This is a genomic window from Salinivibrio costicola subsp. alcaliphilus (assembly GCF_001996185.1).
Lineage (GTDB): Bacteria > Pseudomonadota > Gammaproteobacteria > Enterobacterales > Vibrionaceae > Salinivibrio > Salinivibrio costicola.
Window position 1 is genome coordinate 101,871 of sequence record NZ_MUFR01000002.1, and the last position, 14,098, is coordinate 115,968.

Annotated in this window: 14 protein-coding genes; 13 read left to right on the forward strand and 1 reads right to left on the reverse strand. The window is 51.0% G+C overall.

Going from position 1 to position 14,098, the window contains the following annotated elements:
• Window positions 1–15 precede the first annotated feature (15 nt).
• The 9 genes from pilM to BZJ21_RS01205 all read left to right on the forward strand — a co-directional run bounded on the left by pilM (window position 16) and on the right by BZJ21_RS01205 (window position 8,661).
• Entirely contained in the window at window positions 16–930 is a 915-nt protein-coding gene (gene pilM, locus BZJ21_RS01165) for a pilus assembly protein PilM (RefSeq protein ID WP_077668919.1), read from the forward strand.
• Window positions 927–1,505: a PilN domain-containing protein gene (locus BZJ21_RS01170; RefSeq protein ID WP_077668920.1), complete on the forward strand. Its 579-nt coding sequence runs from the start codon at window positions 927–929 to the stop codon at window positions 1,503–1,505. Before pilM ends, BZJ21_RS01170 begins: the two co-directional genes overlap by 4 nt.
• Window positions 1,505–2,110, forward strand: a complete 606-nt coding sequence (pilO, locus tag BZJ21_RS01175) for a type IV pilus inner membrane component PilO (RefSeq protein WP_077660320.1) — start codon at window positions 1,505–1,507, stop codon at window positions 2,108–2,110. Before BZJ21_RS01170 ends, pilO begins: the two co-directional genes overlap by 1 nt.
• A gap of 8 nt (window positions 2,111–2,118) precedes the next feature.
• The gene (locus tag BZJ21_RS01180) at window positions 2,119–2,631 is read left to right on the forward strand and encodes a pilus assembly protein PilP (RefSeq protein ID WP_077668921.1); all 513 of its coding nucleotides are present in this window, start codon (window positions 2,119–2,121) and stop codon (window positions 2,629–2,631) included.
• A 12-nt stretch (window positions 2,632–2,643) separates the two neighbouring features.
• Window positions 2,644–4,389 (forward strand): type IV pilus secretin PilQ, encoded by a 1,746-nt coding sequence (locus tag BZJ21_RS01185; protein ID WP_077660318.1) that lies wholly within the window; start codon window positions 2,644–2,646, stop codon window positions 4,387–4,389.
• Window positions 4,390–4,533: 144 nt separating this feature from the next.
• Window positions 4,534–5,052, forward strand: a complete 519-nt coding sequence (gene aroK / locus BZJ21_RS01190; RefSeq protein ID WP_025739049.1) for a shikimate kinase AroK — start codon at window positions 4,534–4,536, stop codon at window positions 5,050–5,052.
• A gap of 19 nt (window positions 5,053–5,071) precedes the next feature.
• On the forward strand, window positions 5,072–6,151 hold the full coding sequence (gene aroB / locus BZJ21_RS01195) for a 3-dehydroquinate synthase (RefSeq protein WP_077668922.1): 1,080 nt from the start codon (window positions 5,072–5,074) through the stop codon (window positions 6,149–6,151).
• A gap of 11 nt (window positions 6,152–6,162) precedes the next feature.
• On the forward strand, window positions 6,163–7,758 hold the full coding sequence (locus BZJ21_RS01200) for an AAA family ATPase (RefSeq protein ID WP_077668923.1): 1,596 nt from the start codon (window positions 6,163–6,165) through the stop codon (window positions 7,756–7,758).
• 72 nt (window positions 7,759–7,830) lie between these two features.
• Entirely contained in the window at window positions 7,831–8,661 is an 831-nt protein-coding gene (locus tag BZJ21_RS01205; protein ID WP_077461556.1) for a Dam family site-specific DNA-(adenine-N6)-methyltransferase, read from the forward strand.
• A gap of 20 nt (window positions 8,662–8,681) precedes the next feature.
• Here BZJ21_RS01205 and BZJ21_RS01210 read toward each other — a convergent pair whose 3' ends face one another.
• Window positions 8,682–8,870: a DUF2970 domain-containing protein gene (locus BZJ21_RS01210; protein WP_037367268.1), complete on the reverse strand. Its 189-nt coding sequence runs from the start codon at window positions 8,868–8,870 to the stop codon at window positions 8,682–8,684.
• Between the two features lie 150 nt (window positions 8,871–9,020).
• Here BZJ21_RS01210 and rpe point away from each other — a divergent pair, with 150 nt between their 5' ends.
• The 4 genes from rpe to BZJ21_RS01230 all read left to right on the forward strand — a co-directional run bounded on the left by rpe (window position 9,021) and on the right by BZJ21_RS01230 (window position 14,027).
• Window positions 9,021–9,695: a ribulose-phosphate 3-epimerase gene (gene rpe, locus BZJ21_RS01215; protein WP_025744259.1), complete on the forward strand. Its 675-nt coding sequence runs from the start codon at window positions 9,021–9,023 to the stop codon at window positions 9,693–9,695.
• 9 nt (window positions 9,696–9,704) lie between these two features.
• Window positions 9,705–10,385 carry a phosphoglycolate phosphatase gene (locus BZJ21_RS01220; protein WP_025744260.1) on the forward strand — a complete coding sequence of 227 codons (681 nt, stop codon included), beginning with the start codon at window positions 9,705–9,707 and terminating at the stop codon, window positions 10,383–10,385.
• A 60-nt stretch (window positions 10,386–10,445) separates the two neighbouring features.
• Window positions 10,446–11,459, forward strand: a complete 1,014-nt coding sequence (gene trpS, locus BZJ21_RS01225) for a tryptophan--tRNA ligase (RefSeq protein WP_174566329.1) — start codon at window positions 10,446–10,448, stop codon at window positions 11,457–11,459.
• Between the two features lie 222 nt (window positions 11,460–11,681).
• Window positions 11,682–14,027 (forward strand): ExeM/NucH family extracellular endonuclease, encoded by a 2,346-nt coding sequence (locus BZJ21_RS01230; RefSeq protein WP_077668925.1) that lies wholly within the window; start codon window positions 11,682–11,684, stop codon window positions 14,025–14,027.
• Window positions 14,028–14,098 lie beyond the last annotated feature (71 nt).

Sequence of the window (14,098 nt, forward strand, 5' to 3'; positions counted from 1 at the left end):
GGAGCCTAACACGAAATGATTCCAAGTTCGGCAGTTTTAGGTATCGCTTTGGGCCAAACGGAAAGCCACGCGATTGCGCTATGCCCGTCCCCTTCATCCTTCAAGGTTTCCGGGCATCATATCTTGACCGCTGGTGATGAAAACACCCTGACAACCACGATGAAAACGCTCAAAGACACACTATTGAGCCGAGTGTCCTGGTATCAACGTTTGTCACCGAATGTGGTGGTAGGCGTTGAGGATGACACCGTGATCAGTAAGACCCTGATGGCAGCCGATGTGGATGATCCTCTCGAGCAGGAAGCCGTGGTCGGACAAGCATTGGGCATGGCGCTCAATATGGAAATTAGTGGTCTTTTCTTCGATTTTACCAAACAGCATGCGTTGAACCATCAGCCAGGACAGGCGCAGTACCAGGTAGTGGCCTGTCGCCAACAGACACTCACGCCAATACTTTCGGCGTTGAAAGACGTGGGATTAAAAGTAAGTGTTGTCGATACGCAGCAGCATGGGCTGCAAGAAGTTTATGATGCGTTGATAGGTCACTACCAACCACAGACTTCACCGCTATGGCTACATCTTGATGCCGGCAAGTTGACGGCGATGCGCGCGTTATCCGATGGCGGGCTGTACCAACAATCTTTGACCGTCGCAATGCCGTTAAGAAGAGCTGGCTCAGAAGACGAGGCAACGGCGTCCTCTCGCGTTCTACAACAACATTTGGATCATGCCTATCAACGCGTGGAGAGCGAACACGCGGTGCCTATCTCAACCCTATGGCTAAGCGGTCACTGGCCCAGCGACATTCTCTGCCCTTCATCTGCCCAACGTGTGTTTATTCAACCTGGAGAACCCTTTGGCGCGCCCTCTCTAAGCCCTCATGCTAGCTCGGCGCTTGGGCTTGCGCTCCGAGGAGCGAGCGGTTCATGAGGATTAACTTACTCCCCTGGCGCGCGCAAGTGCAACGTCGACAGGCACGCCATTTTATCCTGCAAACCCTTGCGGTTGTGGGGAGCGCACTGATCATCGGAATGGGATTCATCCAGTGGCAGCATTATCAGATAGCGGGGCAGCAACACCGTAATCAACAACTTGAACAAGGCATCACGCAGTTTAAACAAACCTTAGTGCGCTTTGAGCAACAAGACACTAAACGTCGCGCCTTGCAATCACGGCTCGGGTTGGTCAATCAACTGCAAAGACAGCGTAATAATGTCACTGAGGTGCTCAACTTTATACCGACGGTGATGCCTGCTGGTGCCTATTTAACCCGGTTGGCACAACAAAAAGGCCATATCCGTTTAGAAGGGTGGGTGAATTCAAACGCAGAGCTCGCGCGTTTGCTGGCCGCGTTGGAAGCGCAGCAAGCGGTAGAGGCGCTCGATATCGATACCGTAGTGACGGGTGATCACACCGTCGGGCCCAATAAACGGTTTCGACTGAGCTTTTCACTGACACACTATGTTTCCCCCCAATTACCGGAGCGCGAGGAGGACGAACAGTGATGGATTCGATGGCATGGGAGTGGCGACGGCTACCGTTTGCGCCTTGGTCGGTAAAGCTGAGTTTATGGGGTGCTTTACTGACAGTGATGGGGTATGTCGGCTGGTTAGGCGCTGGACAGCCAAATCAAGCGACCTTGCTTGATGCTCACCGGCAAGAGTCTCAACTGAAAGCACGTTATCGACAGTTAGCGCATGAGGTGGCTGCGTTACCCGATGTCCAGGCGCAAATAGAGACGCTTAATCAACGCTACGCAAGACTGATTCGGCAATTGCCTGAGGAAGAAGAGCTCGCGGGCCTGCTGGCTGGTGTGAACGAGGTGGGGATGCGTCACCAGTTGCAGTTTGAAACGCTCGCATGGCAGCCGAGAAAGCAAGGAAGCTGGCTAGACGCCATTCCAATCAACATTGTGCTTGAAGGCCAGTATCGAGATATTGGCGCGTTCAGTGCCGATATTGCCGCGATGACTCGCTTAGTGTCATTGCAGGACTTTGTCCTCGCGCGCGAGACCGAACAGCCGCCGTCTGCGGCGCCATTGCAATTTTCGGTGTCTGCGACGACGTATCGCTATACCGGCCGCCCCGCGCTCAATCAACCCACAAACTAGGACGCGTCATGTTAAGAGCCAGTGTATTTTTGTTGATCGTGATCTTGAGTGGTTGTCAAAAAACGGATGATGACATGCATCAGTTTATGCGCCAGGTGCAAGCACAAGCGACGGTTACCGCGACACGCATGCCGCCGCCTAGTGTTTATCAACCTGTCCCCTTTGCAAAAGAAGCGCGCGATCCATTTGTTCTGTCGGTCTCATCGGACCCTCAACGGATGTCTCCTGGTGATTGCTGGCAACCGGCCTTGCATTGGCGTGACAGTCCGCTTTCAACCTTACCTTTAGCACAACTTGAAATGAAAGGAAGCCTCACTAAAGGGGGGCAAAAACAGGCACTCATTGCTTTGCCGAATGGGATGGTCAAGCAAGTCGCACGTGGCGACCGGCTTGGTGAACACCACGGCCGAGTGATGGCGATGACGCGTGATCATGTCGCGATAAACCAGGCACTACCTGATGGTTTAGGATGCTGGCAGCAACGGACCGTGACGCTTTCAATCGAACCTAACCTGTCGTAAAGGATAACTGTTATGATGATTTTCGCGGCGTATAACGCCCGATATACCCTTATACCGTGGTCGCTTGTGCGCGTGGCGCTGATCGTGGTGTGTTTTATGGGCGCGTCCGCTCAGGCTGCGGAGATGACAACCTTGAGCCAGTTGCAGTTAACCCGCTCTGCTCAGGGAGAGGCGCAACTGATTTTGGGCTTCGACAGCCCTGCGATCATGGCGGATTTTCGTCAGCCCAGCGCCGATCAACTCCATATCCGATTACCGCAGGTAACGATTAAACCGTCATTAATGAAGCGGATCGATACCCAAGACAGGGATTCGGCAATTACGGCGATCGATGTGTCACAATCCTCTGGACACGCAAAAATTTATCTGCAAGCGGCGCAAGCGATCGCCTTTGATTACCATCAACAAAAACAACAATTAGTGGTAACCATACAAGCCACCGAACCGACGACACCTGCATCCTTTGATCCGAATGCACCGATTTCGATCAACTTCCAAGACATTCCAGTTCGCGCTGTGCTCCAACTGATTGCTGAGCAAAATCAGTTTAATTTAGTCACCTCAGACAGTGTTCAGGGCAATATCACCATGCGGATTGACGGTGTGCCTTGGCAAGACGTGTTAGAGGTTATCTTAAGAGTGAAAGGGCTGGACAAGCGTCAACGTGGCGAGGTGATGCTTGTTGCCCCTCGTCGAGAGCTGATGGCGCAAGAAAAACAGGATTTGGAAATGGCGCAGCAAGCAGAAACCTTGTTGCCGCTATCGTCGGCGGTTATCACGGTAAATTATGCCAAAGCCAGCGAGGTAGCCGCATTAATTCGCGGTCAAACGCAAGGCGTGAGCTTGTTATCTCCAAGGGGGGCGGTGTCGCTGGATGAGCGGACCAATGCGATCATCATTCGCGATATTGACAAGAACATTGATCGTATCCGCACCTTGGTTCAGCACCTCGATGTGCCGGTTAAGCAGGTGGAAATCGAAGCGCGTATTGTCACGGTAGAGCAAGGTTCGGTCGACGAGCTTGGCGTACGTTGGGGGCTTTTGAATCGCAACGGCTCAACCACGGTGGGATCGTCGGTCGAAGGGAATATCATGTGGGATAGCGATTTGGCGCAGCAAGGTCCTGACAGCCTAAATGAAGCCGCCGGTGAGGGGAGCAGTATTGGTGATTTCCTCAATGTTAATTTAGCTGCAGTCAATCCTTCTGCCTCGAGCATGGCCTTTCAAGTGGCTAAGTTAGGCAACGATTTACTGCTCGATTTGGAGCTTTCTGCGCTCGAGAGCGAACGAAAAGCCGAAGTGGTCTCGAGCCCAAGATTAATCACTACCAATAAAAAAGCCGCCTATATTGAACAAGGGACGGAGTTGCCCTATTTAGAAGCTTCTTCCAGTGGGGCGGTGGCCGTCTCTTTTAAGAAAGCAGTGTTGAGTTTGTCGGTCACGCCTCAGATCACGCCGGATAATACGTTGGTGCTGGATTTAAAGCTGACCCAAGATATGCCGGAAAAGTCGGTCGTGGCCGGAAAAGGTGAGGCGATGTCGATCAGTACCAAACGGATCAATACCCAAGTCTTGGCGCGGAATGGCGAAACCGTGGTCTTAGGTGGCATTTTTCAGCACACGATGATCAACAAAGAAACCAAAGTGCCTCTCCTTGGGGATATTCCCTTGCTCGGAGGTTTGTTTCGACATCAGTTAAAAGACCATGCAAAACGCGAACTTCTGATCTTTGTGACCCCTAAAATCGTCACAGGGTAGGTTAGGTGTTGCCAAAGGGGTCACTGTCCTGAGATAATTTTTAATCTGATCACGAAATATCTGTGAGGAATTGGCGCCTCGGGCTTTTTACATTAAGCCTGCGGGCGGTGTTGTCTTATTTAACCGCGCGTAAAATTGCTTAAAATGGCTGAAAAACGAAACATCTTTTTGGTAGGCCCTATGGGGGCTGGTAAAAGCACAATTGGTCGTCATCTCGCTCAGCAACTTCACATGGAATTCTATGATTCTGATTCAGTGATTGAAGATCGTACTGGAGCAGACATTGCATGGGTCTTTGACGTTGAGGGTGAAGAAGGTTTCCGTAAACGCGAAGAAAACGTGATAAACGACCTCACTGAAGAGCAAGGTATCGTTCTCGCGACTGGCGGTGGCTCGATTATGAGCAAAGAAAGCCGTAATCGCCTCTCTGCTCGTGGGGTGGTGGTGTATTTGGAAACCACCATCGAAAAGCAGCTCGCACGTACCCAACGCGATAAGAAACGACCATTGTTGCAAACTGACCAACCACGTGAAGTGCTGGAGTCATTGGCAGAAGAACGTAATCCTTTGTATCAAGAAATTGCGGATTACGTTGTACGAACTGATGATCAAAGCGCTAAAGTGGTGGCAAATCAAATCATGGCGCTCTTAGAGCAGCAATAACCGACCACAGGACCCGACCATGGAACGGATAGACGTTAACTTAGGGGCACGTAGCTACCCTATCTCGATTGGTGAAGGGCTTTTAGCAGATGCGAGCCTGTTTGAGGGCGTCCATTCCCGTCGGGTTGCTGTTATTAGCAATGAGACAGTGATGCCGCTTTATGGCGCCACTCTGGTCTCAACCCTTCAGCGGGCAGGCGCAACTGATGTAGCCTGCCTTAGCTTGCCTGATGGTGAAGCGTATAAATCGCTCGAAACGTTTAACACCATCAACACCTTTCTTTTAGAAAATAATTATAACCGTGATGTCGTGCTCGTCGCCCTCGGGGGCGGCGTGATTGGCGATATTGTTGGATTTGCCAGTGCTTGTTACCAGCGCGGCGTTGATTTTATTCAAGTTCCCACGACATTACTGTCGCAAGTCGATTCGTCCGTCGGTGGGAAAACAGCAATTAATCATCCTCTTGGCAAAAACATGATTGGCGCATTTTATCAACCCAAAGCGGTGGTGATTGATACGCAGGTGCTAAGCACCTTGCCCGGTCGTGAGTTTGCTGCGGGGATGGCAGAAGTGATCAAGTATGGTGTGATTGCCGATGCCCCTTTCTTTGATTGGCTTGACAGTGAAATGGTGGCGCTGACCGCGCTCTCTCCTGATGCATTGATTTACGCGATAAGGCGTTGTTGTCAAATCAAAGCCGATGTAGTGGCCGAAGATGAAACCGAAACAGGCGTGCGCGCGCTGTTGAATTTGGGGCACACGTTTGGTCATGCGATTGAAGCAGAAATGGGCTACGGCAATTGGCTTCATGGTGAAGCGGTCTCGGCTGGAACCGTGTTGGCGGCACAAACGGCGTGCCAGCATGGTTTGATTGATGAAAAAACGGTTACTCGCATCACGGCCCTGTTACAAAGTGCACATCTTCCCGTGCAGGCTCCCCGTGAAATGGACTACGATGCTTTTATTAAGCACATGATGCGTGATAAAAAAGTGCTTTCAGGACAGTTGCGTCTGGTTTTACCAACAGCGATAGGCCAGGCTCAAGTGGTTGCAGATGTTCCACACCAGCTAATCGCTGATGTGATTGATGCCGGTTAACCATTGAATGCATGACAGACACGTTTGATACGCTAGCTCTGGATCTGGAAAGCCAAACCCAGCTCCTTTCTCGATTGCAATTTATCACTCGATTTAGCGCGAATCTGATCCAAGTCACCGGGCCTGATGGGGCGGGTAAAACCTGGTTAAGTGAGCGCTACATGGAGCAGTGGGCGGATGCCCATGTTCATGCCTTACTCGCGTGCCATACGGCACAAAGCGATGACCAACGTCGCGCTATCGTGCTACGACAAATTGTCAAAGACGGTGTTTTTAATCAAGCGGATCCGCTGCTAGATAGCTTGACGATGATGCTTGACGGGGCTGGGTGTGATGCACTCATTGTGATTGATGATGCGCATCGGCTGACTCCTGGATTACTGTCTGAGCTATGGGCGTTGGTGCAATATGCACAGCATCAAGCACACTGGCGTATCAATGTTGTACTCTTTGCCTTGCCAGGAAAGTTGAACAAGTGGCTACGTCAGGTGTCTTACGGGCACGACCAAAAGCCGCTGGAGCTCGAGATTTCGCCGCTTAATGACGGTGAAGAAGAGATGTTCATCGATGTGTTAGCCGTCACGCAACGTATTGATGCAGCGGGTAAAAAACAGTGGTTAGCCAAGCTTGCTAATCAAACCGTTTACCCCGGCACCATCATGGGAAAGGACAATCAGGAGATAGGCGCTGTGAGTAAAGACAATAAAAAGCCCGCGAAAAATAATAAACCCTTTTTAATGCTGCTGTTGGCCGTGGTGCTGATGATTGTGGGTGCCGGTGCGATCTGGTGGGCTTTTCCGAGTCAAGATGACGCCTCGTCGGCTGAGACAATGCTCCCTGACGGGTTAAAAAACTTGGATGATTTACTCAACGAGCAGCAAGCGACCACTGACCCACAAACCCTTGATGGGCAAGTGACAGGTCAAGATAGCAACTCGGCAGCGGATCAAACCGACACCGTGGCGGGATCGAACGCAGCGGTGACCGATGATCAAGCGAATTTACCGCAGGAAGTCAACGGTGAGGGGTTAACCGTCGGTCGCAATGATGCGGGCCAGAGAGTGGTTTTACCTGATGATGTTGTCGACGCCATTATTAATGAACAAGATGCCGGTGGCGATGGCACCCAGGCGGTTGAGGAAGCACTTGCTAGCGAGATTAACCAAGCGATTCCTGCGCCCGCGACACCGGATCAGCCCTCAGATGTGGCGCAATCGCAAAATACCGCCGCCTCGTCGTCTGCAGAGGCAGCATCTACAGAGACAGCGTCGACAGCGGACGCGGCCAGTGATAATCGCTTATCTTTTGACGCGCAAGCTTTGCTTGATGTACCTGCCCAGCGTTATGCCCTGCAGCTCGCAGCGTTGCGTTCGCGTCAAGATGCGACAGACTTTATCGCTAACTACCAACTGAGTGATCGGGTTCAGGTGTATCAAACCCAACGCAACAATGCTGACTGGTACATGGTGTTACTGGGTGATTATGCCAGCGTCACGGATGCGCGTCGTGCGGAACTGACATTGGCGGATAATCTACGGGCGCTGCAGCCGTTTGTGAAGTCTTTTAGTCAGGTTCACCGTGAAATCAACCGCGCAAATGGGCAGTAAAATCCGCTGATTGATGAGCCAAAATAGGGTACAATCCGCCCCTTTTCACACCGCAGAGATAGATCAGGGGCAATGAGAAAGCATCGCGCGTTTCTAAAGTGGGCTGGTGGCAAATACTCGCTAGTCGATGACATTCGTCGTCATCTTCCCGAAGGGAACACGCTTATCGAGCCCTTCGTCGGTGCTGGATCGGTATTTCTAAACACCGATTACGAACATTACATTCTGGCTGACATCAACCCAGATCTTATCAACCTATACAATATTATTAAGCAAACGCCGTTGCGTTTTGTGGCGGATGCGCGCGTCTTCTTTTGCCAAGAGTACAACCAAAAAGAGCGCTATCTAGATGTCCGCCGGGAGTTTAACCTTACCACAGACCCTTATTTACGCTCGCTGTACTTTTTGTATATGAATCGTCACGGCTTTAATGGCTTGTGTCGGTACAATAAAAAAGGCGGTTTCAATGTCCCATTTGGGTCGTACAAAAAGCCATATTTTCCGGAAAAAGAGCTCGCGATCTTTGCAGAAAAGGCCCAGCGTGCAGAATTTGTATGTGAAGGGTATGGGGAGAGTTTTGCTCGGGCGACGAAAGGAACAGTGATTTATTGCGACCCTCCTTACGCGCCTTTAACTGCTACGGCGAATTTTACCACCTACGCCACCAATGGTTTTACGCTGGATGATCAAGCCTTGCTGGCTGAGCATGCTGAGCAAGCGTCGTTGGCCCAAGGGGTGCCGGTATTAATCTCCAATCACGATACGCCCTATACACGCCGTTTATATCGTGGCGCGAGTTTTAATGTGGTGAAAGTTAAGCGTACCATCAGCCGTAATGGCAATGGTCGTAATAAGGTAGATGAGCTATTGGCACTTTTTTCCCCTCAGCCATCCACGCCTTAAGCGCTGTTGCCTCAAAGCGCTCACGTCAACCAGCTCACGATCACCAGCAGCGCGCCAATGACGAGTCCGATCATGATAACGCCGGTAATGATATAAATTGCCGGTGAATCATAGCCGAAATCTCGCTCGCGATTGCGTTGTGATTGCACCCCAAACAAAGCAGCGATGACACTTGTTACTACCTGTTTCAGTCTAGGTTTTTCGCCCATCCTGCCTCCATTTTCAGCCTCTGTTTTTACTCTAGTTAATTCTCTGGCACTTGCCAGTGTTCGCTGAGATTAAGCATGGTTAAGGTAAGACTTCATGGCCGATATCGGGTAGAATTACGGCGACTTTTTGGCAATTGAGGCGACCGCACTATGAAGGATTTTTTGATTGCGCCATCGATTTTATCTGCAGACTTTGCCCGATTGGGCGAAGAAGTTGAAAACGTATTGGCGGCGGGTGCAGATGTGATTCACTTTGATGTGATGGATAACCATTACGTTCCGAACCTGACATTTGGTGCCCCGGTTTGTCAGGCTTTACGTGACTATGGGATCACCGCACCGATTGATGTTCACTTGATGGTTAAGCCGGTCGACCGCATTATTCCTGATTTTGCTAAAGCGGGCGCGAACATGGTGACGTTTCATGCTGAAGCCAGTGAGCATATTGACCGCACGTTGCAGTTGATCAAAGAGCACGGCATGCAAGCGGGTTTGGTCTTTAACCCGGCAACGCCGCTCCACCACTTAGATTATGTGATGGATAAGCTCGATATGATCCTGCTGATGTCGGTCAATCCTGGGTTTGGCGGCCAGTCTTTTATTCCCACCACCTTAGATAAACTGCGTGAGGTCCGTCAGCGTATTGATGCCAGCGGGCGAGATATTCGTCTGGAAATTGACGGCGGTGTAAAGGCCAATAACATTGCAGACGTTGCCCAAGCGGGTGCGGATATGTTTGTCGCAGGGTCGGCCATTTTTGGTCAACCGGATTATAAAACCGCAATTGAAGAAATGCGTGCCGAACTGGCAAAAGTAGAAAGGTAATGAAGTCGTATGAGCCTGCGTTATATTGCATTTGATTTAGATGGCACCTTGGTTGATAGCGTGCCCGATTTGACCCAAGCGCTGCAGATGATGCTGGCGGATTTGGACCGGCCAACAGTGAGTGTAGCCGAGGTGACCGGTTGGATAGGGAATGGTGCGGATATTATGATTCGTCGCGCATTGTCCCGTGCGCATGATCATGATCCAGCGCTTGACCCTGAGCTGGTCGCAACTGCACGCACGCGTTTTAATTACCATTATGAGCACAATGGTCACGAAAAAACCGTGCTGTACCCTGGCGTGAAAGAGACCCTAACCGCATTGCACCAGCAGGGATATCAGCTGGGCGTCGTCACGAATAAACCGATCGCTTTCGTGCCCGCTATTTTAGAGGATTTAGGGTTAGCGCCCTTGTTCAGTGATGTGATTGGTGGTGATAGTCTGTCAACCAGCAAACCTGACCCAGAAGGCTTGCACCTGTTGCGCGATAAGCATGGGTTAACCAATGCCCAGATGTTGATGGTCGGTGACTCAAAAAATGATATCTTAGCAGCACACAATGCGGGAATGGCCTCCGTTGGCCTCACTTATGGCTACAACTACGGTGAGCCAATCAGTGACAGCCAACCCAGCTATGTGCTGGACCATTTTAGCCAACTAGAGGCAGTGGTGGCTAATTACTCCGCGTAACGCTTTCAACCAGCAAATAAGACCGCCCACACGGGCAACATGTAAAGGAACCGAATCATCATGAGTCAATCTTCGAAACCCATTGTATTGAGTGGTGTGCAGCCCTCAGGCGAGCTGAGTATTGGTAATTATCTGGGCGCGTTGCGTCAGTGGGAACAGATGCAAGATGATTATGATTGTCAGTACTGTGTGGTGGATTTACATGCCATTACGGTTCACCAAGATGCGGATGCCTTGCGCGAAGCGACTTTAGATGCGCTGGCGCTGTGTCTCGCGGTGGGAGTCAGTCCAGAAAAAAGCAACTTGTTTGTCCAGTCCCACGTGCCTGAGCATGCTCAACTCAGCTGGGTGTTAAACTGCTACACCCAAATGGGTGAGTTGAATCGGATGACCCAGTTTAAAGATAAGTCGCAGCGCCATGCTGAGAACATTAACGCGGGATTGTTTAGTTATCCGGTATTGATGGCGGCAGACATTCTTTTGTATCAAACCAACCAAGTGCCGGTGGGTAACGATCAAAAGCAGCACCTTGAACTGGCGCGTGACGTGGCGACCCGTTTTAATAATCGCTATGGCGATGTGTTTGCTCTGCCTGAGCCTTACACACCCGATGTCAATGCGCGGGTCATGAGCCTGCAAGATCCGACCAAAAAAATGTCGAAATCTGACGATAACCGTAACAATGTGATCGGGCTGCTCGAAGATCCAAAAGCGATTGCGAAAAAAATCAAACGTGCGGTCACGGACTCAGAAGAGCCGCCGCGTGTCCGTTTTGATAGTGCACAAAAACCGGGTGTTTCCAACTTGCTTGGGTTATTGTCTGGGGCGACGGGTGAGTCAATTGATACGCTAGAAAAAGCGTATGAAGGCAAGATGTATGGCCACCTGAAAAAAGACACTGCAGACGCCGTCGTCGCGATGCTAGAGCCGTTGCAAGCGCGCTATCATGCGTTTCGAGCTGATCGCGCAATGCTCGATAATGTGATGCAAAAAGGGGCGGCGCATGCCTCTGCACGGGCACAAGACACCTTACGCAAAGTTTATGATGCGGTCGGTTTTGTGCCACGTGTGTAGCACGCGTTTGTAATAGTACAAACCTGGTACAATCACAAAACAAGTAAGCAGCGGGCCAGTCTCGCTGCTTTTTTGATCAAGGCTGATCCGGCCTCTCACTTCTAACGAATTCATCAATAATCGCTAGCCTCGATGCGATTCATATCACGTCATATTCTGTATCTATCATGAATAATGCATCCGATTTTCGAGTAAACACTCAATTTACGTGAAGGAACAGGTATGAAAAAGCCATTGATGTGGTCGCCCCTTGCTTTGGTGCTGGCCGGCGTTGCACTGCCCGCGGCGGCAAAAGCCCCACCGACTGAAACTTATCAATGTGGTGTGACAACCCCAACCCCCATCTACGCGATTCAAGGTGACGGCGCGCGTAGCCCATTGGTCCCAGACGGGCAGTACCGCTCAGATAAAATTTATGCGGTACAAGGCGTAGTCACTGCCGTTACCCAAGGCTTGTATAAAGGAGCCTGGATACAAGATCCGCAAGGCGATGGTAATCGTGCCACTTCCGATGGCTTATTTGTTTACTTGCGAGGCGCTGATGACCTCAACTTACAGCCCGGTGACACCTTATGTGCCAGTGGTTACATCAACGAGTATTACGGCCATACCCAACTGGGTGTTACCGATGAACAAGTGGCTAAGGGAGCACCTCAGGGGACGATTGCACCGACGGCACTCCGTGTTCAACCCGATGAGACTTTGCACGAGGCACTTGAGCGCTACGAAGGGATGTACGTCACCATGGACGCGGATAGCGATTTGGTGATCACGCGTAACTTTGGCTTTGACTACGATGCCTTCCGTAACAATATGGTGTTATCGCATCAATCCCCTTTATACAAACCCACGCAACAGTATCCCGCGTTAACGCCTGACGCTGAGGCATTAGCCGCAAAAAATAGCGATAACCAGCTGTATATCGAGAGCGATCAAAAAGCGAAAGACGGCAAGATCCCGTATTTTCCAGGCTTAGATGCCGAGCAGGGATATCTACGTATTGGCGATCGGGTCGAGCGTTTGAGCGGTGTTATGGGTTATAGCTACGACCAATACCGACTTGTTGCAACAAACACCATCACTGCCGGTGATATTGTGCACCAAAATGATCGTCAACCGGCACCGAATAACGTGCCTGGCGCTGACATTAAGGTGGCGAGTTTTAACGTACTTAACTATTTCACCAGTGCCAGTGCGGTCGGTGGCCCACTCAACGTGACCTGTGATGATCGTGCCGATGCCGATGCGAATCGTGGCTGTAACCGTGGGGCGAAAACGGCGGCTGAGTTTGGGTTGCAACGCACTAAAATTGTCAATGCACTCACCGCGATGGACGCCGACATTGTCGGTTTGATGGAAATTGAGAATAATGGCTTTGAGGCTGGCAGCGCCATTGCTGATCTGGTGACCCATTTAAATGCGCAATTTGCTGACTCGCGTGATCATTACCAATTTGTCGAACCCAGTGACCAAGAGAAAAATCAGGGCGCCTATTTTGGCTCAGATGCGATTATGGTGGGCATGATTTATCGCCCCGCGAAGGTCAATCTCGCAGGTGAGGCGCAAGCGGTACCCATGCCAGAGCAGCATATCAGCGGCGAAAGTCCAGACGGAGAAACCAAGACACTCGACAAATACCAGCGTGATAGCCTAATTCAACGTTTTATGGTTAATGACCAGCCGCTCAGTGTGGTGGTGAATCACTTTAAATCGAAAGGCTCAGGCTGCTATGAAGACTGGATTGCGGGTGAGTTTGATACTGATACCGCGGATATGCAGGGATACTGCAATGCGTTTCGCGTGTCTGCCGCCGTTGCATTGCGTGACCATCTCAAAGCGGTCGACGGTGACGTATTAATTTTGGGTGATCTCAATGCTTATGCGCAAGAAGATCCGGTGCGGGTGCTAACGGATTATCAGCGTACTGAGGGCCAGCGCGATATTATTACCGCGGCGGGCACTGAAATTCGTGGTGTGCCTATGCATCCAACGCCAAGCGTCGTTGAGCAAGGTCTTGGTTATACCAATCTCGCAACGCAGTGGTTAGGAGATAAAGCCTACTCGTACTCATTTTCTGGGGAACTGGGCGCGTTAGATCATGCACTCGCCAATGCCAGTTTGGCGAGCAAAGTGGTCGGGGTGGAAGAGTGGCATATTAACTCGGTAGAGAGCACCCTGTTTGAGTACAGCCGGCAATATAGCGGAGAATTGGTGAAATCGAGTAATCCATTCTCGTCATCTGATCACGATCCTGTGCTGGTCTCACTCGATTATCCTGAGCCCGTGGTCCCCGTCTCGGTAACGATCAATAATCGCAGTTTCTTGCCTATTATCCCCTTACTTAATGGACAAAAAAGTCCGGATCATGCGTGGATGAAATGGCGCGCGACGCGCACCTTTGACCAGGCTAGCCCTTTAGTTCAATCCTTGGCGCTGCAGCCGGATGATTCGATAAGGGTATCCGTGAAAGCGTTAGGGTTGATCCCGGTTTACTGCGGCCGAGCACCTGCAGATAGCGCGATGACGGTTAAATACACCGGATTTCGCTGTCAGCTCACCCAGCCGTAAGCTTGTGGCGGGCAGCGAAGGTTGCTCGCACCTGGATGACGCCTATTCAGCACTGTGGTAGCATCATGCCG